The 23,248-nt window shown below is 69.7% G+C and carries 24 protein-coding genes; 14 read left to right on the forward strand and 10 right to left on the reverse strand.

Annotated elements, in window-relative coordinates; genetic code table 11:
• Positions 1 to 5: 5 nt before the first annotated feature.
• The 4 genes from ACZ42Y_RS06100 to ACZ42Y_RS06115 all read left to right on the forward strand — a co-directional run bounded on the left by ACZ42Y_RS06100 (position 6) and on the right by ACZ42Y_RS06115 (position 3,735).
• The gene (locus ACZ42Y_RS06100; protein WP_058370808.1) at positions 6 to 857 is read left to right on the forward strand and encodes a radical SAM protein; all 852 of its coding nucleotides are present in this window, start codon (positions 6 to 8) and stop codon (positions 855 to 857) included.
• Positions 858 to 869: 12 nt separating this feature from the next.
• Positions 870 to 1,157 (forward strand): hypothetical protein, encoded by a 288-nt coding sequence (locus ACZ42Y_RS06105; RefSeq protein WP_058370807.1) that lies wholly within the window; start codon positions 870 to 872, stop codon positions 1,155 to 1,157.
• A gap of 189 nt (positions 1,158 to 1,346) precedes the next feature.
• Positions 1,347 to 2,768: an ABC transporter substrate-binding protein gene (locus ACZ42Y_RS06110; protein ID WP_464735282.1), complete on the forward strand. Its 1,422-nt coding sequence runs from the start codon at positions 1,347 to 1,349 to the stop codon at positions 2,766 to 2,768.
• A 223-nt stretch (positions 2,769 to 2,991) separates the two neighbouring features.
• Positions 2,992 to 3,735 (forward strand): metallophosphoesterase, encoded by a 744-nt coding sequence (locus ACZ42Y_RS06115; protein ID WP_464735283.1) that lies wholly within the window; start codon positions 2,992 to 2,994, stop codon positions 3,733 to 3,735.
• 8 nt (positions 3,736 to 3,743) lie between these two features.
• Here the strand turns inward: ACZ42Y_RS06115 and ACZ42Y_RS06120 are convergent, their stop codons facing one another.
• Positions 3,744 to 4,466, reverse strand: a complete 723-nt coding sequence (locus ACZ42Y_RS06120; RefSeq protein ID WP_058370804.1) for a hypothetical protein — start codon at positions 4,464 to 4,466, stop codon at positions 3,744 to 3,746.
• Positions 4,467 to 4,645: 179 nt separating this feature from the next.
• Between ACZ42Y_RS06120 and ACZ42Y_RS06125 the strand changes: the two genes are divergently transcribed.
• Positions 4,646 to 5,560, forward strand: a complete 915-nt coding sequence (locus tag ACZ42Y_RS06125; protein ID WP_058370803.1) for a fumarylacetoacetate hydrolase family protein — start codon at positions 4,646 to 4,648, stop codon at positions 5,558 to 5,560.
• On the opposite strand, the gene ACZ42Y_RS06130 is transcribed toward ACZ42Y_RS06125, so the two are convergent.
• Complete coding sequence (locus tag ACZ42Y_RS06130) at positions 5,557 to 6,393, reverse strand: metallophosphoesterase family protein (RefSeq protein ID WP_070807826.1); 837 nt, start codon at positions 6,391 to 6,393, stop codon at positions 5,557 to 5,559. The two genes, ACZ42Y_RS06125 and ACZ42Y_RS06130, sit on opposite strands and share 4 nt — an antisense overlap.
• Before the next feature lie 117 nt (positions 6,394 to 6,510).
• Positions 6,511 to 7,998 (reverse strand): 4Fe-4S binding protein, encoded by a 1,488-nt coding sequence (locus ACZ42Y_RS06135; protein WP_464735284.1) that lies wholly within the window; start codon positions 7,996 to 7,998, stop codon positions 6,511 to 6,513.
• A 126-nt stretch (positions 7,999 to 8,124) separates the two neighbouring features.
• On the opposite strand from ACZ42Y_RS06135, the gene ACZ42Y_RS06140 reads away from it, so the two are divergent.
• Positions 8,125 to 8,277 (forward strand): hypothetical protein, encoded by a 153-nt coding sequence (locus ACZ42Y_RS06140; RefSeq protein WP_168371287.1) that lies wholly within the window; start codon positions 8,125 to 8,127, stop codon positions 8,275 to 8,277.
• A gap of 102 nt (positions 8,278 to 8,379) precedes the next feature.
• Here the strand turns inward: ACZ42Y_RS06140 and ACZ42Y_RS06145 are convergent, their stop codons facing one another.
• Entirely contained in the window at positions 8,380 to 9,129 is a 750-nt protein-coding gene (locus ACZ42Y_RS06145) for an MBL fold metallo-hydrolase (RefSeq protein WP_058370800.1), read from the reverse strand.
• Positions 9,130 to 9,232: 103 nt separating this feature from the next.
• Here ACZ42Y_RS06145 and ACZ42Y_RS06150 point away from each other — a divergent pair, with 103 nt between their 5' ends.
• From ACZ42Y_RS06150 to ACZ42Y_RS06175, 6 genes are all read left to right on the forward strand, one after another.
• Positions 9,233 to 10,054: a ZIP family metal transporter gene (locus ACZ42Y_RS06150; RefSeq protein WP_168371285.1), complete on the forward strand. Its 822-nt coding sequence runs from the start codon at positions 9,233 to 9,235 to the stop codon at positions 10,052 to 10,054.
• 52 nt (positions 10,055 to 10,106) lie between these two features.
• Entirely contained in the window at positions 10,107 to 10,823 is a 717-nt protein-coding gene (locus tag ACZ42Y_RS06155; RefSeq protein ID WP_464735285.1) for a phosphoribosyltransferase family protein, read from the forward strand.
• 23 nt (positions 10,824 to 10,846) lie between these two features.
• The gene (locus ACZ42Y_RS06160) at positions 10,847 to 11,218 is read left to right on the forward strand and encodes a hypothetical protein (protein ID WP_464735286.1); all 372 of its coding nucleotides are present in this window, start codon (positions 10,847 to 10,849) and stop codon (positions 11,216 to 11,218) included.
• Positions 11,185 to 11,832, forward strand: a complete 648-nt coding sequence (locus tag ACZ42Y_RS06165; protein ID WP_464735287.1) for a hypothetical protein — start codon at positions 11,185 to 11,187, stop codon at positions 11,830 to 11,832. Before ACZ42Y_RS06160 ends, ACZ42Y_RS06165 begins: the two co-directional genes overlap by 34 nt.
• Before the next feature lie 202 nt (positions 11,833 to 12,034).
• Positions 12,035 to 12,859 (forward strand): SAM hydrolase/SAM-dependent halogenase family protein, encoded by an 825-nt coding sequence (locus tag ACZ42Y_RS06170; protein ID WP_058370797.1) that lies wholly within the window; start codon positions 12,035 to 12,037, stop codon positions 12,857 to 12,859.
• A gap of 74 nt (positions 12,860 to 12,933) precedes the next feature.
• Positions 12,934 to 13,191 carry a hypothetical protein gene (locus tag ACZ42Y_RS06175; RefSeq protein ID WP_058370796.1) on the forward strand — a complete coding sequence of 86 codons (258 nt, stop codon included), beginning with the start codon at positions 12,934 to 12,936 and terminating at the stop codon, positions 13,189 to 13,191.
• Here the strand turns inward: ACZ42Y_RS06175 and ACZ42Y_RS06180 are convergent.
• On the reverse strand, positions 13,188 to 14,732 hold the full coding sequence (locus ACZ42Y_RS06180) for a carboxypeptidase M32 (protein WP_058370795.1): 1,545 nt from the start codon (positions 14,730 to 14,732) through the stop codon (positions 13,188 to 13,190). The genes ACZ42Y_RS06175 and ACZ42Y_RS06180 overlap by 4 nt on opposite strands.
• 158 nt (positions 14,733 to 14,890) lie before the next feature.
• Here ACZ42Y_RS06180 and ACZ42Y_RS06185 point away from each other — a divergent pair, with 158 nt between their 5' ends.
• Positions 14,891 to 16,228, forward strand: coding sequence for a DsbA family protein (locus tag ACZ42Y_RS06185; protein WP_058370794.1), 1,338 nt, complete (start codon positions 14,891 to 14,893; stop codon positions 16,226 to 16,228).
• Between the two features lie 65 nt (positions 16,229 to 16,293).
• Here the strand turns inward: ACZ42Y_RS06185 and purM are convergent, their stop codons facing one another.
• Positions 16,294 to 17,295: a phosphoribosylformylglycinamidine cyclo-ligase gene (gene purM / locus ACZ42Y_RS06190; RefSeq protein WP_464735288.1), complete on the reverse strand. Its 1,002-nt coding sequence runs from the start codon at positions 17,293 to 17,295 to the stop codon at positions 16,294 to 16,296.
• A gap of 319 nt (positions 17,296 to 17,614) precedes the next feature.
• Between purM and ACZ42Y_RS06195 the strand changes: the two genes are divergently transcribed.
• Entirely contained in the window at positions 17,615 to 17,833 is a 219-nt protein-coding gene (locus tag ACZ42Y_RS06195) for a hypothetical protein (RefSeq protein ID WP_058370792.1), read from the forward strand.
• Positions 17,834 to 17,872: 39 nt separating this feature from the next.
• Here the strand turns inward: ACZ42Y_RS06195 and purT are convergent, their stop codons facing one another.
• The 4 genes from purT to purF are packed head-to-tail and all read right to left on the reverse strand — an operon-like array spanning position 17,873 to position 23,244.
• A complete protein-coding gene (purT, locus tag ACZ42Y_RS06200) occupies positions 17,873 to 19,123 on the reverse strand; it encodes a formate-dependent phosphoribosylglycinamide formyltransferase (protein ID WP_168371284.1) in 1,251 nt (416 codons plus the stop codon).
• Between the two features lie 60 nt (positions 19,124 to 19,183).
• On the reverse strand, positions 19,184 to 20,662 hold the full coding sequence (gene purD / locus ACZ42Y_RS06205; protein ID WP_058370791.1) for a phosphoribosylamine--glycine ligase: 1,479 nt from the start codon (positions 20,660 to 20,662) through the stop codon (positions 19,184 to 19,186).
• Positions 20,659 to 21,888: a phosphoribosyltransferase family protein gene (locus tag ACZ42Y_RS06210; protein ID WP_464735289.1), complete on the reverse strand. Its 1,230-nt coding sequence runs from the start codon at positions 21,886 to 21,888 to the stop codon at positions 20,659 to 20,661. Before ACZ42Y_RS06210 ends, purD begins: the two co-directional genes overlap by 4 nt.
• Before the next feature lie 9 nt (positions 21,889 to 21,897).
• Positions 21,898 to 23,244, reverse strand: a complete 1,347-nt coding sequence (purF, locus tag ACZ42Y_RS06215; RefSeq protein WP_236698196.1) for an amidophosphoribosyltransferase — start codon at positions 23,242 to 23,244, stop codon at positions 21,898 to 21,900.
• Between the last annotated feature and the right edge of the window lie 4 nt (positions 23,245 to 23,248).

Genomic DNA, 23,248 nt, shown 5'->3' on the forward strand with positions numbered 1-23,248 from the left:
TGGGCGTGGGGCTCCCGAAGGCCTTCAGGATGATGAAGAGGTTCACGGAGATAAGCCTCACCGGCGCCAGCTGCCCCCTCAACTGCAGCCACTGCGGGAGCCGCTACCTCCGCGGCATGCTGCCCGTCCCCCGGGGGCCCCGCGGCCTCCTGGGGCTCCTCGAGTCTCTCCACCGCCGCGGGGTCCGAGGCGCCCTGGTGAGCGGCGGCCTGACCAGGGAGGGGAGGCTGCCGCTGGAGCCCTTCCTGGACCAGCTGGCGGAGGCCCGCAGGGAGCTCGGCATGGTGTTCAACCTCCACCCCGGCTACGAGGACCGGGGCTGGGTCCTCGAGAGGCTCCGCGGCGTCGTGGACATACTAGACTATGAGCTGAGCCTCAGCAAGGAGATGGTTATGGGTGTCCGCCGTCTCCCCTTCGGCCCCGAGCGCGTCGCCAAGATAATGGAGCGGATGATGGAGCACGGGCTCGAGGTTGTGCCCCACATCTTCCTCTGGCACCCCTGGAGCAGCCCGGAGCTGCTCCGCCGGGAGCTGATGCTCGCAGCCGACCTGGGCGCTGAGAGGGTGACGCTCCTCGTCTACATCCCCCCGCCCGGCGAGCCCGCGCCCCCCGCGGAGAAGCTCCCCGGGCTCCTCCGGCTAGCCCGCAGCGTCTGGCCCGGGGAGCTCTCGCTCGGCTGCATGAGGCCCTACCAGGTGAAGCCCCTCCTTGACCGGGTGGCGGTGGAGGAGGGCATGGTGGACCGGATAGCCAACCCGAGCCCCAGGGCGCTTAGGGAGCTGGGGGTCAGGCTGCCGCTCTACGATGCCTGCTGCAGCCTCCCCGAGAGGGTGCTCCCACTGTTCAGGGTGAGGTAGGGGCTCTGGGCCGTGGAGTGGCTCGAGATAGGCATCAAGCCGAGCAGCTACATCTCCTCCCTCTGCTACAGCGTGTTCCGGCTGGAGCCCTTCACCGGCTGCGTCTTCGACTGCCTCTACTGCTACGCCCGCTGGTACCGCGGCCTTCGGGCCCCTGGCCAGGAGGCTCCAGGGGCTCCCCAGGCCGGTGCTCCGCCTCTCCACCCTCTCCGACCCCCTCCAGCCCCCGGCGGGGCCCACCCGGCTGTGAAGGAGCCGCTCCGGGCCGGCCCTCCGCCACCGGGTCCCAGCCATAGTTAGCACTAAGGGCGACCCCCTGGCCGACCCCGAGGCGCTCAGCCTCCTCTCCCTAGCCGACCACGAGCTGCTCCTGCTCCAGGAGACCATAGCCCTCCCCGACGGGGCCTCGAGGCTGCTGGAGCCCCCGCCTCCAGGAGGCTCGACGCCGCCGAGGCCCTGGCCAGCCACGGGGTTAGGGTGGTCGTCAGGGTGCAGCCCCTGCTCCCGGGGCTCGAGGAGGAGCAGCTGCGGGTGGCAGAGGAGGCCCTGGAGAGGGGCGCCGCGGGCGTCATAGCGGAGCCTATACGCGAGACGAGGGAGGGCCTGGAGAGCCTCTACCGGGTCCTCGGCGCCGCGTCCCCGAGGCGGGCTGGGAGCCCTACCAGCTGGGCCCGGAGCCGGGGAGGGGCTCCTCCACCCCCGGAGCCGAGTGGAGGAGCAGGATCCACCGCGCTGGAGGCCCTCTCCCTCCGCCACGGCGCCGTCTACGCCCCCTGCAAGGACGCCGTTCTCCCCCTCGTGGCCCGCTGGTACCGGCCCGGCAGGAGCTGCTACCTGGAGTGGCTGGCCGTGGACGAGCCCCCTGCTGCTCCGGGCCCACGCTGCACTAGTACCTCTACTGGCGGCTCCTCCAGGGCGGGGGCGGGTCCTGGAGAGGCTTCGAGGGCTACGCCTGCAGCCTCCCCGAGTTCGAGGCCTTCTGCAGCATGCTGGACCGCCACCCGGGCCCGTGAGGCACACCCTCCGCGCCCACCACCAGCGGCTCCGGCGCCAGCATCCCCAGAGAGCCCCAGGGGCCCGCCGTGGCCGCCGCCAGCCCCCGCCAGCGGTTTTAGTCGACGCCCCACACGCCCTGTGGGGAGAGGGCCGGGAGCATTGAGGATCGTAAGCCTCTCCCCCTCGGTAACAGACACCCTGGTGGAGCTCGGCGCCGGCGACGAGCTGGTAGGGGTCTCCTCCTTCTGCCTCCCCTACGCGCCCGGGAAGAGGATAGCAGGCGACTACCTGAAGCCCCGGCTCGACGTGATCCAGGAGCTCAGGCCAGACCTGGTCTTCACCAGCGGCGAGGCCCAGCTCCCGGCGGCAAGGCTCCTCACCGCCCACGGCTACCGCGTAGTACACATCGACATCCCGGCAAGCCTCCACGGGGTAGCAGACATGGCGTGGAGGATAGGCGTCCACATAGGCAGGATAAGGGAGGCGGAGGAGCTATCCCAGAAACTCCACCAGCGCCTCGCCAGGCTCCACGCCGCCGCCAAGGGAGCACGCATAGCCTACATCATAGACCTCGGCGAGCCAGTCTCACCAGCCGCCCTCAGCTACGCAGGCCACGCACTAACCCACCTAGGAGCAACCCACCCCTACCAGAACAGGCAGGCCAAATGGGCCTACCCCACACCGGAGGAGCTAGAGAAGCACAACCCAGCCATAATAGTCTACGAGGCCAAATCACCAAACCCCACCCACCGCCTCGCACAGAAACGCCTAGAAACATGGCGCATGGCAGGCCTCCTAGCCAGAGCAAAGCTACTAGTAACACCAGTCGACACACTAGCCCACTACGGGCCAAAACTAGCACAAAGACTAGAAAAACTAGCAGAACAACTCAAAACAACTCCAACACCCCCCTGACACCCCCTCCAATCCTATTTGTTTAGGTTTCATCAAGAATGGCGGCGGGTAGGCAGAGCTATAGAGCAATAGAGCCCCCGGCAACACGGGCCAACACCGATGCCCGGCGATGAAGAGATGCAGAATCTGCCCTTACGGCTTGTGGCTGGTGCGGAGGTGGCAGTTTTTGTGCGTCGCCATGCTGGGGCCGGCGGGTTGGGCCGGGTTGGGGCTGGCTGGTATTGTGGCTGGTGTTGCTGCTGGTGTTGTGGGGCTGGCTGCCGCTGGTGTTGTTGAGACTCTGGCTGCTGGGGTTGAGCTCACGCGTGTCAGGCTTGGTGTTGGTAGGCGTGTGCTTCTTCTCGCCGATCTCCATGTTCATGGGTCTCCTGGCTGGAGGGCTGTGTGGGCTGCGCGTGCCGCCCGCCCGGACCTGGTGGTGCTTGCGGGGGATACGTGGGATGAGAGGACGAGGGGGTTTGGGCCGGTGTGGGAGACGCTGCGGGAGGTGGCTAGGTACATGAGGGCTGGTGTGGCCGTGCTTGGGAATCATGAGGTGTGGGCGGCTCGCAGGCTCCCCCTGGGGGAGGGGGTGAGGCTGCTGGAGGATGCGGGGTTCTCGGTGCTCCTTGACTCTGACGCCGAGGTCCTGGGGCTGCGGGTGGCGGGGCTGGCTTGGAGGGAGGATCCCCGTGGCTACCGGGGGCCCTTGGAGAGGCTGGCGCGGGGGGCGGATCTGGTGGTTGTCCATAGCCCCGACGCGTTCAGCCACCTGCCTAGGGGTGCTAGGGTGGTGGCGCTGGCCGGCCACACTCATGGGGGCCAGTGGTGCCTGCCGGTTAACCGGAGCGTGTGGACTAACAGCCGGTATGGCTACGCCTGGGGGCTCTACCGCCGCGGGGAGTCGGTGATGTACGTGTCTAGGGGCCTGGGGGAGAGGGATCCGCCCCGCGTCTTCTGCCACTACCAGGCCGTGCTCATAGAGTAGGGGTGGGGCTAGCCTAGCAGCTGGCGGGCTAGCTGGGCGAGGCCGCGGAGGAGGGGCAGCTCGTCCACGCCTATCACCTTCACGCCGCTGTCGGTCCAGAACTCTACGCCCTCGGCGGCCCCCCGGAGCCACTTATGGAAGCCGGCCAAGTCGACCACTAGGTCGTGGGGGCCGCGTCTGCCGGGGCCGGCGGGGCCCGGCGCCAGGTTGTAGACTACCACGTAGCCCCCGTGGTCCACCTCCACGGAGTGGCCGTCCACGACTAGGACTAGCCTCGGGCCCTCGCCGCTGGAGGGCTCCGGCGCCACCACAGCCTTGAGCGTGGAGGCCTCGGCCTGCTGGTAGCGGAGGCCCTGCCCCGTATACCTTATCGTGGTGTTGGAGGCTACGAGCCTATCGTTGACGTATATTGCCTCCACCGGCGTGTCCCTTATCTCTACCCAGCCGCCGCTGTTGAAGTGGATGTAGCCGCGGGTGGTGTTGAAGACCAGCCTCACCCGGTCGCCGGGATTGACCACCACCGGCCCGCTGTCGGTCACTATGGTGCCCGCGCCTCTGGGGTGCACTGTGAACTCTATGTAGCCCGTCAGCCTCAGGACGAAGCTGCCGTCCATGCGGATCTCCACGTAGTGGTGCCCGTCCCCTGCCGCGGCCGCGCCCACCGCGAGCAGCGCCGCGCCGAGGAGGGCCGCGGCGAGCACGGCGAGGCTGCCGGCGCTCACCCTGCGCATCCCTCTCCCCTCCGGGAGCGGGGGTCCCCGGCCATGCCGCTCTTATAAGCGCCCTAGCCGGCCTCTCGAAAAGCTTGTTGCAGCCGGGGGCCTCACCGCGGGCCTGGCTTTATAGCCGGAATACCCGGGGGGCTGCGGGCCCCTAGGAGTAGGAGCGCTCCCGGAGGGGAGGGTGCGCGGTGCGGGCTGTGCGGGGCCCGGGGTTCAGCGTGGAGGCTGTAATCGGGCTCGCCAGGGTGCTGGCGCCGGGGGGCGGCGTGGAGCCCGCCATCGTGTACCGCGGCAGGGTCTACCCGCTGGGCCCCTGGGGCTTCAGCGACGTGAGGGAGGTGATGCTCGAGTACCCGCCCGAGGAGTTCGAGGCGCTGGCCCGCCGGGTCTCCGGGAGCGACCATGGGCTCCCGCTTCGCGGGGTGAGGCTCGCGGCCCCAGTGGAGAGGCCGGGGAAGCTCATACTGGTGGGGCTCAACTACCGGGACCACGCCAGGGAGATAGGTGTCGAGCCGCCCAGGGTCCCCGACCTCTTCTCCAAGGGCAGCAACGCGGTTGTGGGCCCGGGGGACCCGATACTGCTGCACGACCCGGGGCTCCGGGTGGACGCTGAGGCCGAGCTCGCCGCGGTGCTGGGGCTCCCCGCGCGCAGCCTGGAGCCCGGGGAGGCGCTGGAGGCTGTCTGGGGCTACACGTGCCTCAACGACGTCTCGGCGAGGACGGAGCAGCTGCTCTCCGGGGCCTCCCAATGGTGGAGGGGGAAGAGCAGGGACACCTACTCGCCCCTAGGCCCGGTGGTCGTGCCGAGGACCGTGCTGGACCCTGGCAGGGGGCTGCGCTTAGCCCTAACCGTGTCAGGGGAGAGGCTCCAGGAGGGCACCACGAGCGACATGGTGCACAGCGTGGCTGTGCTCGTCTCCTACGCGAGCAGGGGCACTCTGCTCGAGCCCGGCGACGTAGTGGCCACCGGGACGCCGGCGGGGGTGGGGCACGCCCGCAGGCCGCCCCGCTACCTGAGACCCGGCGACACCGTGGAGGTCTGCGTCGAGGGGATAGGCTGCCTGGAGAACCCGGTGGTAGCCGACTCCCCTGGGGAGGGCTAGCTCCCGTTCACCCTCCCGAAGCGGTGGAGCTTCCCCCTGGCCTTCTCGAGCACCGGGTCCAGCATCTCACGGTACTGCTCTATGCTGTAGCGTGGGAACGGCCTGGGCGTGCCCCGGTAGACTGGTGTCTCCCTCAGCGTGTAGGAGTTGACCCTCACCACCTCGACCTCTCCGCCCTCCTCCACCCTCAGCACGTTGAAGGAGGGGACTGTGCCCGCCTTTATCCTGGTCGTGGTGGCCGTGCCGGCGTGGACGAGGAGCATGCCGTTGAGCTCCCATATCCAGGGCACGTGCTTGTGCCCCGCGAGGACTATGTTGACGCCGAGCCTCATGAGGAGGTCCAGGAAGTCGCCGGCGTCGGCGGGTATGTTCCTCTCCCTGCCCGTGCCCGGCACCGGCACCAGGTGGTGGTGCAGCGCCACTATCCTGACCCCGTTGCAGCCCCCGAGGTTCTCCTCCACGAGCCTGTAGGCCAGCCTGCCTATATGGCCGTCGTCCAGGTCGGGCTCGCTGGAGTCCACGCCCTGGATGCAGACACTGCCGCTGCGCAGGAAGGGGTACCGGGTGCCGAAGAGCTCCTCGAATACCACGTAGCCCATGTTCCTGGAGTCGTGGTTCCCGGGCACCAGTATGAGGTCCCGCGTGTTTATCCTGGAGAGGAGCTCCACGGCTTTCTCGTACTCGTGGATGTAGCCGTAGTCCGTTATATCCCCGGTGACCACCACTATATCCGGCTCAAGCCTGTCCAGGTACCCCACAACGTTCTCGGCAAGCTCGGGGGAGAAGTAGGGTGCGCCCACATGCAGGTCCGAGATATGCGCTATCGTGGTCAAGGCTCTCCAGGCCCTCCTTTCTCAGCCCCTAAGCCCGGGGGCCCTGGGGGAGGGTAAAGAGCCGGATCCACTGCCTCTAGAGGCGGCTGTATACGCCTATAGAGCCTGCCGGCGGCTCTATAGGGCCTGGCCCCTCTTCCTCTGCTCCCCGAGGTACTTGCTGAGGTCTATGAGGCCGAGGGCGGCCTTCTGCTTGCACTCGCTGCACAGGTAGATCTTCATGATGGTCTCCTCCGGCAGCCCGCTGGCGCGGAGCCTCGCCTCCACCTTCCTCAGTATGCTCAGGGGGCCTATCGGCCTCCCGCAGACTATGCAGTGGGCCGTCTCGTCGCTGTGGAGCAGCCTGGTGCCGCCCGAGAGGAGCCCGGGATCGACGGCGCGTGTGAGGCGTATCGCGTCCTCCGGGCAGGTGTCCACGCAGAGGCTGCAGGCGGGGCAGCGGTCGGGGTGGAAGAGCAGCCGGGCGCCCTCCCCGCCCTCCACCATCTCGAGCGCGCCGGTGGGGCAGGCCCTGCTGCAGGCGCTGCAGAGGGTGCACCTCGAGGGATCCACCTCCACCACGCCGAGCAGCGGCGCCGCCGTCTCAACCCTGGAGCCGGGGGGCCTAGCCTTAACCGCCTCGACCGCCGAGCGCCACGCCTTCTCGGCCCCCTGCGCCGCCGGCTTCAGCCCCGGCTCCCGCTGCAGCACCTCCCCGAGCTCCCCCCGCTCGGCGGCGAAGACCGGCTTCAACCCGGTGAGCGCAGTGTAGTCCGCAGCCACCGTCTCCAGGTACCTCTGGAAGGCCTCCACCCCGCAGGCCTTCACGCTCCCGCTGCTGCAGACGTAGACGGGGGCGAGCCCGGCGCCCCAGGCTGCGAGGAGGAGCCGGAGCCCCGCCTGCCCGGGGCAGGTGAGCGTGAGGATGTAGGCCCTGGCCGCCGGCTCGGCCCCGCGCAGCGCCTCGACGGCCCAGGCCGCGTCGCGGCGGCAGAGGATGAGCAGGTAGCCCGGCCCACGGGCGCCTAGGAGGCGTAGATACCTCCAGGCCGGGTCCTCGCCGGCCCCAGCGGCCTCGAGCACGCCGGCGGGGCAGGCGGAGAGGCAGAGCCCGCAGCCGGTGCACTTGTATGGATCAGCCCTGGGCGGCTTCCCCTCCAGCGCCCCGTAGGGGCAGGAGTCTATGCAGGCCCTGCAGCCCTTCAGCAGGCTGCAGGCCTGGGGGTCGACCACCACCGGCGTGTCCACGGCCTCGAAGACGGCGGCGGGCCCGGAGCGGAGCAGGTCGCGGCGCCCAAGCTTCTTCCCGGGGGCTGTGCGGAGCCCGGCCTCCTCGGGCTGGAGCCACTCGAGGAGCGACCGGCGGGCGGCCGCAGCAGCCTCGAGAGGGACGCCGGCAGCCCGGGCCTCGACGGGGTCGAGGCCCCAGACCAGCAGCGGGTTGCCGCCGGTCTTCTCAAGCCTCTCCCAGGCCAGCTCGGCCGCCCTCCACGCCCCGTCCCCTACTATGAGCACGCGCTCGCCCTCTCCGGCCAGCTCGGCCGCCTTCTCGGCGGCGTTCTCGAGCCCGTCAGCCTCCACCGCACCCTCCACGCTGGCGCCAGGGAGCGCGACAAGTCTCGCCAAGTGGGCGCGCCTCCATCCTCATCGGGGGCGGAGGCGATACTAATAATAATGTTTTTTGATGGGGGATGGGCCGCTCTGCGCTCCCCCGCGGGGACCCCCGGGGGCTCCACGCATACCACGGAAAACATGGTGCAGCACAACAGTGATGGAGGCTCTCCACGGCTCCAGGCTCGGGGCAAGCCCCTGGACCGGCTCATAGCAGGCTTCACGGCGCTGAGCCGCGTCTACTGCGTGGGGGTGCGTGACCAGCTGCACAGCCCCGGGGGCGGGACCCCGTGAACCCTCGTGGCGGGGCTAGCGGCCCCCGATAGAGGGGCTGGAGTCCATGGTAGGCCGGGTTTTGACCGGGATGAGGGCCCCTAAGAGGCCTGGCGGGGCTGCCTAGATCCGGGCTGCGAGCCCGTCGGAGGGGACCAGCACGCCCCGCGGCAGCTTGCCCCTCCTAGCCCTCTCCCTCAGCTCCCCCAGGCTGCTCCCGGTGAGGTGGACTAGGGCTAGGATGCTGCCCGGCTTCATGTACCTCCGGTGGGCCAGCGCCTGCTCGACAGTGTGGTGCCCGGTGGCCGCCGCCACCTCGGCCAGGCTGCTGGGCATCGTTGCCTCCACTGCTGCCAGGTCTGCCTTCCCGGCGGCCTCCTCCACCGCCCTGGAGGGGGCCGTGTCGGCGCTGTAGTAGAGGGCTGCGCCGCCCTCCTCCCGGAGGAGGGCGCCGTAGCAGGGCACCGTGTGGCGGGCCTCGACGGGCTCCAGCGCGAGGCCGCCCAGCTCCAGGCTGCCGCCGGGCTCCACCGCCTCCAGCCGGGCCTTCTCGCGGAAGCTGCCCGGCATCCTGGGCAGCAGCACCTCCCTCGCCTCGGCCGCCACGGGGCCTGCGGCTAGCAGGGCTGGGGGCCTGCAGGCCTGCTCCGAGGCCTGGACGGCTAGGTCGAAGAGCCCGGACCAGTGGTCGAGGTGGAGGTGGCTGATGTAGACGTAGCTGATGTCGCAGACGGTGTAGCCTGCCTCGAGGAGGCGCTGGCTGCAGCCCGGCCCGGCGTCGAGGAGCACAGCCACCCCGCCGGCCTCGGCCAGGATGCAGTTCTCCGCCCTGCCCGGCGGCGCCCCGCTCCCGCCCGTGCCCAGGAAGACCACGTGCACCCTCTCCCCCGGGGAGGGCGGGCTTGGTGCACCGGGCACCGCTTTAGAGCCCCCGGCCGGCCGCCGCAGAGCCTAGCCGGCCGGGGGGCTAGAGGGCTTGGAGGGCCTGCTGGCGGGCTGGGAGGGCGGCCCGGTGGAGACGGCGCTTGTAATGGGGCTGGTGGCGGCGGCCTTCACGAGCATTGGAGGGGTGCTGGCTCTGCCCCTGAGCCGCCGGGGGCTGAACCCCAGGGACCTGGATGTGGGGCTGGGGTTCAGCAGCGGGGTTATGACCGTTGCTAGCTTCACCAGCCTGCTGATACCGGCGATAGATCTGGCCGGGAGCCCGTGGAGGCCCCTCCTCGGCTTCGCCGCTGGCGCCATCGCCGTAGCAGTGCTGAACCGCGTCCTCCCCCACGAGCACGCGCTGATAGGCAGGTATGAGGGGCCGGAGTGGGGGAGGAAGCTGCGCGCCGCCTGGCTGGTGGCGCTGGCCATACTTATCCACAACCTGCCGGAGGGCATGGCTATAGGGGCTGCCTCCGCCTACAGCATCGCCAAGGGCGTAGCCACCGGCCTCGCCATAGCGCTGCAGGACGTGCCGGAGGGCCTCGCGGTAGCCATGCCCATCCTGGCCGCCTCCGGGAAGAGGCTCACCGCGCTTGGAGTGAGCGTCCTCAGCGGGCTGAGCGAGACGGCCATGGCCGTGCCGACGTCCATGCTCGGGAGCCTCGCCGCCAACCATCTCCCCGAGCTCCTGGGCTTCGGGGCCGGGGCTATGATGTACGTGGTCAGCCACGAGGCTATACCGGAGAGCCACCGCAGCGGCCACGAGGACCTGGCGACCCTGGGCTTCTTCCTAGGCTTCGCGGTGATGCTGCTGCTCGACACCCTGCTCCAGGGGGCCTCCCCGGCGCCCCGGGGGCCGGGGGAGATATAGCCTGAAAAGCCGCTGCCCCGAGGAGGCGCCGGAGGGCGTGGAGGCCCCAGCCGTGGCGCCGGGGGACAGGGCCGGGGAGCTGAGGCTCCGGCTGGAGGCGGTGGAGCTCCTCCGCCTCCTCCGCCGCTGGTGGAGCCTGAGGGAGCTGGAGGAGATAACCGGGGTGCCCCGCGGGGCCCTCTCCCACTACGTCTCGGGCTCCAGGGTGCCGAGCACGGGGCAGGCGAGGGCGATAGTGGAGAGGGTGCTGGAGAGGCTTCCCCCGGGCAGGCTGCTGGGGGAGAGGATACGCGGGGCCAAGGGCATGGTGGACACCCAGGAGCTTGTGCTGGACCCCCTGGTGCTCCGGCTGGCCTCCCTCTGGGCGTCCCACCGGTACCGGGGCAGGGCCGGCAAGGTGCTGGCCGCCGAGACCGCGGGGGTCCCGCTGGCGACCGCGATAGCCCTGGGGCTCGGGGCCGACCTGGTGCTGGCCAGGAGGAGCAGGGAGAACCCCTACCGGGGCTACATCCGGGGCGAGGCGGGGGAGCCCCCGTTCAGCGTGAAGGTGTTCTACGCCCCCGAGGGGAGCCTACAGCGGGGCGACAGGGTGCTCCTCGTGGACGACCTGGCTAGGACGGGCGCCACCCTGGAGGCGCTGGCCAAGATAGTAATCCGGGCCGGCGCGGAGCCCGTGGCCGCGGTGGTGCTGATAGCCCTGGGGAGCGAGTGGCGCCGCCGCCTGGCGGGCCTCGTCCCCGAGGCCCTCGCCATGCTCGAGATAGGGTAGCCCCGCGGGGGGAGGGTGCCGCCGTGGTGCTCGTTGACGCTGTGCAGGCCGCCAGGGTGGGGGAGGCGCTGCGCCCCGCGCTGGAGCGCTACCGGCCCGACCCCTTCACCGACCCCCGGTTCTACCCCCCGGCGGGCGAGGACCCGGAGACCGTGGCCCGCTACTTCCTCGTAATGGTGGCCATAGACCACCGGCTCTCGAGGCCCGGGAGGCCCTACGAGGCCGTGGTCAGGGGGAGAGGCTGCACGGGGCGGACCTCCTATACAGGCTTGGCCGCCTCAGGCTGGACGAGGATCCTGGCTTCTTCAGCCCCCGGAGGCTTGCAGGGATCACCGCCAGGGACGTTGAGGAGTGGCTGTGCGTGGGCGGCGTGTGCCCGCCCGACCCCGGGGTGAGGGCGGCGCTGCTCCGGGACCTGGGCTCGAAGCTGGAGGCGCTCTACGGCGGGAGCGCTCTCAGGCTCCTCGAGGAGTCGCGGGGGCTGCTCCACAGCTGGGACCCCTCGAGCCCGGGGCTGGTGGAGAGGCTCCGGGTGTTCGAGGCCTACGGGGACCCGGTGGAGAAGAAGCCGATGCTCCTGGCGAAGTTCCTGGAGAGGAGGGGGCTGCTGGAGATAAGGGACCCGTGGGACAAGAGGGTGCCGGTTGACAACCACGTGGCCAGGATAGCTCTCCGCCTCGGCCTCGTGAGGCCGGAGCCCCGCCTCCTCGAGAAGATACGCGGAGGCCGGGAGACCACGCCCTGGGAGGACGTTCTCATCCGCATCGCCGTCCGGGAGGCCTGGCACCTGGTGGCGGAGAGGATCAGCGTTGACGACTTCATCCCCGACGACGTGCTCTGGACCATGGGGAGGAGGGTCTGCGTCCACGGGAGGCCGAGGTGCAGGGGCTGCAGCGGCCACCCCGCGTGCGAGGGGGGAGGCTGCATCCTCCGCGGCGTGTGCCCCGTGGGCCTAGGCGTGGAGGAGCCTGTGGAGGAGCATAGGTTCCTAAACACCTGGTGGTACTAGCCCCCGGGGCCCCGGGGGCCGTGAGGCCGCCTCCCTTTGGCTACCTCCCGAGCCCCTCGGAGGGAGGGGTGGTGAGGAGTCCTGGCCTTGCCGAGCCCCCGGGGCATGCTGCCGCTGCTCTGCGGTGGATGCGGAGAGAGCCCCCCGGGAGCCAGTGTCAATAACGCCGGGGCGCGGGGGGCGGCTGGGGTGCTGCCCGGGCATGGCTCCGCCCGGCCGTGGCCTGGTAGCTTTCATGACTGACTTCGGGCTCAGCGACCCCTACGTCGGGATCGTGAAGGCTGTCATCGAGAGGCTCGGCGCGGGGCGGGTGAGGGTGGTGGATATAACGCACGAGGTGGAGGCCTTCAGCATCCTGGCGGGCGCGTATGTGCTATACACGAGCTACCGCTACTTCCCCCCGGGCACGGTGTTCCTGGCCGTGGTCGACCCGGGGGTTGGGACCGAGAGGAAGCCCGTGGCTATAGAGACCCGTAGCTACTACTTCATCGGCCCCGACAACGGGCTCCTCTACCCGGCCGCCTCCGAGGACGGGATAGTGAGGGTTCACATGATAAGCAACGAGGCGGTCTACATTAAGCCCGTGTCCCGCAGCTTCCACGGCCGCGACATATTCGCCCCCGCCGCCGCCCACCTAGCCCTCGGCGGGGGCATCGAGGCGCTCGGCGAGCCCCTGGACCCGGGCTCGCTGAGGAGGCTCAGCCTCCGCAGGAGCTGCAGGGGCGACGAGGAGGAGGTAGAGGCCATGGTAGTCTACATAGACAGGTTCGGCAACGCGGCCCTAGGCCTCACGGAGGAGTGCTTGAACATGCTCTGCCGCCACGGGGAGGTGGAGGTGGAGGCCAGGGGGAGGAGGAAGGCCCGCTGCCTCCCCGTCTTCAGCCAGGCCGAGCCCGGCGAGCTGGTGTTCTACATGAACAGCCTCGGGTTCCCCGAGCTGGCGGTGAACCTCGGCAACGCCGCCAGGGAGCTGGGGCTCGCCCCGGGCTCTAGCCTAGGGCTGCGCCCCGCCGGGCCCCGCGGGTAGGCCCCCCGGGGCCGGGGGCGAGAGTGAGGAGAACCCCCGCGGGGCAGGAGTAGGAGGCCCGGAGGCGCCTAGCCGTGGCGGCCCGCGGAGAGGCCCTGGAGAGGCTCCGGGCGAGCGGCCTCGACGCCCGGGTCGAGGATGGGAGGCTCCATATACGCGCCGGCAGGGGCTTCAGCCTCGCCGACCTCCCGGCGGAGCTGCTCGAGGACCTCATGGGCTTCGAGGAGATACTGGTGGAGGCCCCGGAGGGCTACTACTTCTACTTCCGCAGGGGGGATGTGGAGAAGCTGCTGGAGCTGAAGAGGAGAGAGGATGGGGGCAGGGGCCCCTAGCCCCGCGGCAGGTACTCCTCCAGCTCGCCGGGGAGGCGGAGGAACTTCCACTCCAGGTACTCCACCAGCGCAGCCGCCGAGGGCTTCCCTCCGAGGCTCCTCTCCACCAGCTCCAGCGGCGGGAAGGTGGCGCCCCAGCGGTGTATCCTCTCGCCCAGCCAGGCGCGGAGCCCCGCCAGGTCCAGCCCGGTCAGTAGCTCGGGGCTCCCGCTCCACAACCTCCTCCATATCATAGCCGCTATCACGTTGCCTAGCGTGTAGGTGGGGAAGTAGCCGAAGCTCCCGTGGCTCCAGTGTATGTCCTGGAGCACGCCCTCGCTCGGGCTCCTTGGCCTCACCCCCAGCAGGTCCTCCATCATATCGTCCCAGGCCTGGGGGAGCTCGTCCACCATCACGCTGCCCTCTATAAGCTTCTTCTCCAGGATGTAGCGGAGGTAGATGTGGAGGTTGTAGGTCACCTCGTCGGCGTCAACCCTTATGAGGTCTGGGCGGACGGTGTTCACGTAGCGGTACAGCTCCAGCGGCTCTAGCCGGAGCCCCAGGTGCTCGGCGAGCCTCTTCGAGAGGAGCCCCATGAACCAGGGGCCGCGGCCGACCACGTTCTCCCAGAACCTCGACTGGCTCTCGTGGACACCCATGCTCACCCCCGTCCCTATCGGGGTGTAGGCCAGCCTCCGGTCTATCTGGAGCTGGTAGAGGGCGTGGCCGTACTCGTGGACGAGGCTGTAGACAGCCCTCTTGATGTCGCGGCCCTCGTAGCGGACTGTTATCCTTACATCATCTATGCCCATGTCTATTGTGAAGGGGTGAGCGGACTCGTCCAGCCTCCCCCGGTCCCAGGGCCAGCCCAGGTCGTCCAGGAGGCGGCGGAGCATCGCCCTGGCCCGTTCCACGTCGTACCCCTGGTCCTCGAGCGGGTGGCGGCTGGGGTAGAAGCCGCCGGTTAGGACGCGGTCGAGTATCCTCCTGGTCGCCGGCACCAGCTCGTTGAAGAGCGGGTCCAGGTGGCGGACCCTCAGCCCCTCCTCGTAGAGGTCGAGGAGAGCGTCGTAGGGGTGGTCCTCATAGCCGAGCAGCTCTGCCTTCCTCCTCTGTATCTCGACTATCTCCTCCAGGTAGGGCTTGAACATTTTGAAGTCGGCCTTCTTCTTGGCCTCCTTCCAGACCTGGGTGGCCTCGCTGGTCACCCTCGCCTCGCGGCGGGCAAGCTCCTCGGGCACCGCCTTGGCTATCCTCACCGCCCTGCGGAGGACCCTCACCACGCCACGCTCGTAGACGTTGAGGCTATCGAGCTTCTCCTCCGCCTCGCGGAGGAGCTTGTCGAGCTCGGGGTCTAGCAGGAGCCGGTGGCTCAGCCCCTCCAGCTCCTCGGCCGCCGTGGAGCGGTCCTTTACCCCCGCCCTGGGCATGTAGGTCTCGAGATCCCAGCCCATGAGGGATAGGGCGTGGCCCAGGGCCCAGAGCAGCCGGTACTTGCCAAGGATTCTCCTGACCGTCTCGTCGCGGAACAGGGTCCCCGCCTCGGAAGCTGTCTCGGGCATTAGCTCCCACGCCTCGCCCAGCAGGAGCAGGCCTCCATATATACATCCCCGGGGGTCTCTGCGGGTATTCGCTGTTTCGCCGCACACTCGGAGCGCTGTATGGGGCAGCGCAATTTAGGGTCCAAGCCCCACGGGGCAGCAGCGAGGATTGGTGGAGTATGCGCGGCTGGAGGCTCTACGCTGCAGTAGCTGTAGCGGTGGCCGTGGCGGCTGCCGCGGCGCTGCTCCTAACCCACCGGGGCGGGGGAACCGCCGCCTCCAGCGCGGCCGGGCCCCGGGCGTGCGGCAGCGGCCCAGCAGTGATGGTCGTCTACGAGAAGGGGCAGGAGAAGCTCGCCTCGGTGGTCCAGGAGCTGCTCAGTAGGCAGCTGGCGGGGCTCCTCCCCAACGGCACCAGGTTCTGCAATGCCACCGCCGAGGCCGCGGGGCTTAGGGGGCTGCGCGTCTACCCCGCGATACTGGTGAGGGCCGGCAACGTTAGCGGCGAGCTCGCCCGGGCGCTGCTGAACGAGACCCTGCCCGGCGGCTGGAGGCCCCTCCGCTACGACTACACAGCCGCCTTCGAGACCCAGGTGGCGCTCCGGCTGGGGCTCCCCAGGCCCAGCTACGCGTACACCGCCAAGCTGCTAGTTGTTGAGGGCGACATGCCCTACGCAACGGTGAACAGGGACTCGCTCAAGCCTGGGAGCAGTATAATGGAAATCCTCTCATCCCTCTTCGCCGCCAAGATAACCGGGGTCGAGTACGTCAAGAAGCCGCCCGCCGGCGTGGACCCCAGGGAGCTGCCGGCCTTCTACGCCGTTTCCCAGCAGCCCCTGGACAGGGGCGTCCCCGGCGTGAGGAGGATAAGCGACAACGTCTACGAGGTAGCCGACGTCAATATAACTGATCTCCTCCTGGAGTCTGGCGCAGTGGAGGCAGTGGAGAGGGAGGGGCCGCCCCCCGGCATAGAGGGGCACCCCGCCCTGGGCCACGGGAGGGTGCACATCGCGATATACGAGGACTTCGCCTGCCCCTACTGCGCCAGGTTCTACAGGGACATCTTCCCCGAGATCAAGAAGCTCGTGGACGAGGGCAAGATCACCTACCATATAGTCGACCTCGTGGTGCACCTGAACCCCAACGTAACCAGGCTGCACGAGCTGTTGCTATGCTACTACAATAGGACGGGCAACGCCACCGCCTACCTGGAGGAGGCCACAAGGATATATAGCAAGGTCTACAAGCTCTACCAGGAGGGGCTGGCCAGCGCGAGCCAGCTCTACAACAGCATGGGCAAGCTACTGAGCGAGGAGGAGCAGAGGCTCAACGCCACCCCCGACTGCCCCGCAGCCAGCCTGGTGGAGGAGGCGTCCCACGCAGCGGTCATGGCGGGGCTCCAGGGCACGCCCAGCTTCGCAGTGTGGGTTGAGGGGAGCAACAAGACCCTCTACATACTGGGCTACAGGGACGCGGACTTCTTCAGGAAGCTGGTGGATCAGCTGGAGAAGAGCTAGCCCTCCAAGCGCCGCAGCAGGGGCCGCACCCGCGTTTTTAGCCCTCCACGGGCCTCCCCCGGGGGCTAGTAGACTATCCTGCCGTACATGGTCTCGAGCACCACCGCCGGCTCCTCCCCCTCCGCCTCCTCCACGCGGCCCAGCAGGTGGGCCCGGTGGCCCATCCTCTCGGCGAGGGAGAGGGCCTCCTCGGCGCGGTCGCCGGGCGCGGCCACCACGAGGCCTATGCCCATGTTCCACACGCGGTAGGCCTCCCTGGGCTCCACCCTCCCGGCCTCCATCAGTATGCGGAATATGGCGGGGGGCTCGGGCATCTCCATCACCGCCGCGGAGCCGTGGGGGAGGATCCTCTTGACCTTGGTGAAGGCCCCGCCGGTTACGTGGGCGGCCGCGGTTATGAGGCCCCGGCGCCAGGCCTCGAGGAGGAACGCGGTGTAGTTGGCCACTGGCTTCGAGAGCTCCTCCCCCAGCCTAACGCTCTCCACAACCGTGTCGTAGCCGCCCAGCCTCTCCTCCACTATCCTCCTGGCCAGACTGTAGCCGTTGGCGTGGAGCCCGCTGCTCTCCAGCCCGAGCAGCACGTCCCCGGGCTTCGCTCTGTTCCCCCTCCAGCCCTTCTCCCTCACAGCCAGCACCGTGCAGACCACGTCCACGCCGCCCGCGAGGCCCGGGAGCACGGCGGTCTCGCCGCCCAGCAGCGCCGCTCCCGTAGCCTCCGCCGCCTCCCTGACCCCCTCCAGGACCTCCCGGAACACCCTCTCGTCGGCCCTCGGCATGGCTATGTAGTCTACCAGCGCCAGGGGCCTGGCGGCGTCGCAGGCGACATCATTGGTGTTCATGACCACGCAGTCCCAGCCGGCGACCCTCATCCTCCCGGTCCTCTCCAGCACCAGCGTCTTGGTGCCGACGCCGTCGACGTGGAGCACCAGCTCGTAGCCTCCAAGCTCTATGGAGGAGGTGTAGGCCTCCCGGCGGCCGGCGAGAAGCCTCGAGGCGAGGCGGTGCATGGCCTCGCTGGCGTCCAGGTCGACGCCGGCGTCGCGGTAGCTGAGGCCCCTAGCCACCACGCCTCCCCGGCCGCCACCCGGCGGCTGGCAGGGATATAGAGATGGCCCGGGGCTGGTAGGATACGCGGGAGGGCATGGCGGGCTGGACAGGGGCCTGCCGCCGAGGATATGCTGGGAGACCAATGGGCTTGCAAACCCCGCGGTCTTCAGGGAGGCTGTCAGGCTCAGCCTCGAGGGCGGCGGCATAGTGAAGGTTGACTGGAAGGCCTGGAGCCCCAGCGTCTACGAGGCCCTCACCGGGTCGATGGGCGCAGGGCTGTTGAGAGGCTGAAGGATAGCCGCCGAGCTGGCTAGGGAGAGGCCGGAGCCGCCGCTCCTGGTGGTAAGCATACTCCTGGTACCAGGCTACGTCGACGCCGAGGAGGTGCGTGGAATAGCGGGCTACATAGCCGGCCTGATGGAGGAGTACGGGGTGAACATACCGCTGGTCCTCCTAGCCTTCCACCGGACCACAGGATGCTGGACCTGCTGCCTACCAGCCGCCGACACGCCCTCGAGGCTAGGCGCGTGGCGCTGGAAGCCGGTGTTAGAGAAGTAACAATAGGTAGTGTAATGCCTGGCTCCCCGGCGACTACTATTAGAGCCCCCTGGAGGCCTCACCCCTCGGAGTGACTCTCAGCCTCCTGGCGGCCATCTGGGCCTTCCTCCTGGCCTCCTCCACCGTCTCCGCCCTGGCCAGCACCACCGCCATGCGGCGCCCCCTGTAGGTCCGGGGCTTGCCGAACCAGCGCACCTCCACCCCCGGCTCCCCGAGGGCCTCGTAGACCCCGTCGAGCACCGGGTACCACTCGCCGTCGAGGTCGGTGTACACCGCTAGGCTCGCGGCGGGGGTGAGGACCCTGGGCCTGGGCACGGGCAGCCCCACGGAGGCGCGGACGTGGACCTGGAACTCGCTCATATCCTGGCTCGCCATGGTGACCATGCCGGTGTCGTGGGGCCTCGGGGCCACCTCGCTGAAGAGGAGGCGGCCGTCCCTGGTCTGGAGCAGCTCGACGCCGAAGACGCCCACCCCGCCGAGGCCCTCGGCCACCCTTATCCCTATATCCCTGGCCTTGTCCAGCAGCTCCCTGGGCCTGGTGCTGGGCTGCCAGGACTCTATGTAGTGGTACTCCCCGTACCTCCAGTGCTCCACGGGCTCCATCGCATCCGTCCTGACCCTGTCTCCGTCCAGCCAGCGGTAGGCGAGCACAGTGTACTCCGTCTCGAGCTGGACGTACTCCTCCACTATCACCCTCCTGCTCGCGCCGCGCGCGTGCCTTATCGACTCCATGTAGGCCTCCTCCACCGCCCTCCTGCTGGGCTCCTCGACCTTGACGTGCCCGTGGCCGCTACTGCTCATCTCGGGCTTGATGAGGCAGGGGTAGCCTACGCGCTCGCAGGCCTCATAGGCCTCCTCCGGGCTCGAGGCGAAGGCGTACCTGGTGGTGGGCAGCCCCAGCTCCTCCGCGGCCCAGCGCCTCAGCTCGATCCTGTTCATCGCTATCTTGACCGCCCTGGCGTTGGGGACGACGTGGAAGCCGCGCTCCTCCAGCCTCTCCAGGGCCTCCGTGTCCACGGCCTCTATCTCGGGGATCACAGCCACCGGGTTCTCCCTCTCCACTATAGCCTCCACCGCCCTGCCGTCGAGCATGTTGACCACGTAGCGGCGGTGGGCTACGTGCATCGCCGGGGCCCAGTCGTAGCGGTCGACAACGACCACCTCTAGGCCGAGCCTCTGCGCCTCGATGGCCACCTCCTTGCCCAGCTCTCCTCCGCCCAGGAGGACTATCCTAGCCGCTCCGGGGCCCAGGGGGCTGGGGAGCCTCTCCATCCTAGAGGGCACGCCCATCCCGGATGGACACCTCCACGCTCACGGGGTGTACACGGGTGACTGGGTATGGGAAAGAAATTAGCCGTAGTCGTAGACCAGGAGGCCGCGACCGGGGATCCAGTCGTAGACCCTGGTCTCGCCCCTCTCACGGCGCCTCAGGTAGGCCTTCCTCACGCGCTCGGCGAGCCTCACCCGGGCCTCGATGTGGCTCCGGGAGCCTATGTCGCGCCGCCACACCAGCGGGTGGCCGTCGAGCAGGCGCACCGCCGAGGCGGCGCGCTGGGCCCTCGCCGCGGCGTCCTCGTAGCCCCTGGTGCTCGGGCAGGCTATCTCCACGAGCCTCGAGCCGGTGGAGACCAGGCCCCCGGGGCCCTCGTCCACGCCGGCGTAGAGGAGGCTGCAGCCCTCCCTCTCCACGGCCCCCCGGTCCACCGCCACGGGGTGGCCCCTGGCTATGGAGCGGTTGTTCGGGTAGCCCGCCGGCGCCAGGGCTATGGTCACCACGTAGGTGTCCTCCGCCACCTCCAGCCTGTAGCCGGCCAGCCTCCCCGAGGCCGCGCGGTCGAGAAGCTCGAGGAAGTCGCTCTCCACCATGTGGACCAGGTTGGCGGTCTCCGGGTCGCCGAAGCGGGCGTAGTACTCTATCACCGTGGGGCCCCAGAGGCTGGTGAGCATCATCTGGCCGCTCAGCGTCCCCCGGTAGGGCTCCCCGGTGTCGGCGCGGATAGCCTCCACGGTCTTCTCGAGGATCTCCACGGTCTCCCGGTACTCACCGGGCTCCAGGAAGGAGGGCGTGGTCCCGGGGCCGCTGACCGCCCCCATGCCGCCCGTCTCGGGGCCGAGGTCCCAGGTGAAGAGGTGCGGGTGGTCCTGGATCGCGGGGAGCGGCACCACCGTGGAGCCGTCGGTGACAGCCATGACCGTGTACTCTACGCCCTCAACCCTCTCCTCCACTATCACCGCGTGCTCTATGTCGCTGTAGCTCTCCCGGATCCTCTCCGCGAGCCTCTCCGCGTAGCCCGCGGCCGCCTCCCTCACAGCCGAGCCCAGGTGCTCCATGGGCTCGGCGAAGACGCGCACCCCGCGGCCGCCCGCCTGCCTGGCAGGCTTCACCGCCACGTCGCCCGCCGCGCGGGCGTACTCGGCCGCCTCCCTCGGGTCGGTGAAGACGCGGTAGCGGAGCCGGCCCGGGATGCGGTGGCGCCACATCAGCTCCCTGGCGTAGGCCTTGTCCTTCTCGATCCTGGCCTGGGCCGCGCCGGGCCCGTAGACGGTGAAGCCCCTCTCCCTCAGCGCGTCGGCCACGCCGGCGAAGAGGGGCTCCTCCGGCCCTATGACCACGAGGTCGGGGCTCCACTCCTCGGCGGTCCTGGCCACGTCGGCCGGGCTCGTGGGCTTCCCGGTGTAGAGCCTGCCCCCCGTCCTCTCGGCGGCCTCGGCGAGGCCCGGGTTCCTCTTGTCGCTCACCACCGCTATCCTGGGCTCCAGGCCGCTCCTGGCCATCAGTACTGCGAGGGCGTGCTCCCGGCCGCCGCTGCCGACTAGGAGGACCTTCACTTCCCGGCCACCTCCCTGTCGCTCATGCAGGCCGTGCAGGGGTCGACCCCGCGGGCCCTGAGGTAGGAGACCGCCTCCCCCAGGGGGAGCCATGCGAGGCTGTCGACGTTGAGCACGCGCTTGATATGCTCGTCGCGGAGCTGCCGGGCTATCAGCGTCCCTGGGTCGAGGAGCTGGACCCGGTGGGGGCAAGGGGCGACTATCCTCGGGCTCGAGACGGCCACGTGGATCTCGCGGGGCGCCTGGCTCCTCCAGAGGCGGTGGATGAACGTCTTCAGCGTGAGCCCGGTGACCACGCTGTCGTCGACCACGGCTACCCGCTTGCCCTCGAACACGCCCGGTACAGGGTTGAACTTCAGGCTGAGAGCCATCAGCCTCTCCTCCACGGAGCCTGTGGACATGATAGCGGTGCGGACCCTGCCCAGTGTGGAGACCAGCGCCAGCTCCAGGGGGGCCCGCTTCTCCTCCGCGTAGCCGAGGGCGTAGGGGAGCGCGGTCTCCGGGACCCCCACCACGACGTCGACCTCCACCTGGTGGCTGCGGGCGAGCCTGCGGCCCATCTCCCTCCGGAACATGTAGACGTTCACGCCGTCCACAAGGCTGTCGGGCCTGGCCAGGTAGATGTACTCGAAGAGGGAGGTGCCCCTCCTCCCCCTCCCCGCGGACACAGTGTCGAGGCTGTACCGGTCCCCGTAGACCGCCTCGCCCGGCTCCAGGTCGTGGCGGTGCTCGCCGCCCATCAGGGTTATCGGCGCCGTCTCGGTCGCGGCGTAGAGGGCGTCGAAGCCGTAGCCGCCGACGGATAGGGGCCTCACCCCGAGCCTGCCCCGGTAGAGCAGGTAGCCCCCGTCCGCCCTCAGCGCCGCCACGCTGCAGGCGTCGAACTCCTCGAGGGAGGCGAGGGCCTCCCCGGCCTCCCCGGGGCCCCGGGCCCCCTCGACAGCCTTGAGGGCCTTCTCGGGGCTGCAGGCGCCGTCGACGGCCACCGCCGCCCTCCTGGAGGCAGCGAGCCTCCCCGTGGGCTCCACGGCCGCCACCACCGCGCCGCCGGGGGGCAGGCTCCAGCCGTCGCTCCAGGGGTCGATGCTGCCCGCCTCCAGCCCACCGCCGCGGAGCACGGCGTAGGAGACCCTGGGGCCCCGGTGCCGGAGCCCCATGACCCCGTAGCGTGCGTACACGTGGGCAGGCTGGTCCTCCTCGTAGAAGTAGGCCAGGAGGACTCCCATACCCTGCCCTCACCTCCTGCCCTCTGTGAACACCTTCTCCAGCCTCTCCACGTCGAGCGGGAACGGGTAGGAGCCGCCGAAGCAGCCGAGGCAGAGCCGGCGGCCCACGGCCTCCTCCAGCCCGCGGAGGCCGAGGTAGAGGAGGCTGTCCACACCGAGGAGCCTGGCCACCTCGTCCACGCTCCTCCCGTGGGCTACCAGCTCGCGGCGGCTAGGCATGTCTATGCCCAGGAAGCAGGGCATCACCACGGGGGGAGAGGCTACGCGGAGGTGCACCTCCCTCGCGCCGGCCGCGCGGAGGGTGGCGGCTATCCTCCTGCCGGTCGAGCCCCTGACAACACTGTCGTCGATGAGGATTATCCTCTTGCCCCAGGCGGCGGAGCGTATCGGGTTAAACTTCCTCCGGAGCCTCCCGTCCCTCTCCCTCGGCGGGGCTATGAAGGCGCGGCCGGCGTACCTGTTCCTGTAGAGCACCTCCACCAGGGGGATGCCCCGCTCCAGCGCGTAGCCTATCGCCGCGCTCCTCCCGCTGTCGGGCACCGGGGCCACCAGGTCTGCCTCCACGGTGTCGCTCCGGGCGAGCCTGCGGCCCATCTCCACCCGGGCGGCGTGGGCCTCCACGCCCTCGAAGACGCTGTCCGGGCGGAGGAAGTAGACGTACTCGAACGCGCAGGGCCTGGGCTCGTGGGAGGGGGCGAGACGGGTCTCGACACAGTCCTTGGGGCTCCCGTTGCAGTATAGGAGGCCTCCGGCCGGCAGCTCCCTCCAGGCCAGCCCCATGGTGTCGAGCGCGGCTGTCTCGCTGGCTACAGCGGCGTAGCCGTCGCCGAGGGCGTAGGCCAGCGGCCGGACCCCATAGGGGTCCCTCGCCGCCGCCAGCTCGCCCCTCGAGCTCAGGGCGACCATGCTGTAGGCGCCGCGGAGCAGCCGTGCCGCCTCACGGAGCGCGTCGGCCAGGCTGCCGTGCTCCAGGTAGAGGGCCTCCACAAGGTCTGCCACGAGCTGGGCGTCCCAGCTGTAGCGGCGGCCGAGCAGCTCGCCGCCCAGCTCACGGTAGTTCACAATGTTGCCGTTGAACGCCACGTAGACCAGGCCCCGGGCGCCCGCCACGGGCTGGAAAAGCTCGCCGCCGTAGAGGCTGCTGGTGCTGTACCTCACGTGCCCTATCGCTGCCCACGCCCTCGAGGCCTCGGGCGGCAGCTTCACCGCCTCCTCCACCAGCCCGCCGCCGCCGGCGAGGCCGATGCGGCCGCCCGCGAGGAACGCCACGCCTGCCGCCTCCTGGCCCCGGTGCTGGAGCTCCAGCAGCAGCTCGTAGACCGCCCCGGCGGCCCCCTCCCCCATCCACGCCGCCACGCCG

It is taken from the genome of Pyrodictium brockii (genome assembly GCF_055379715.1).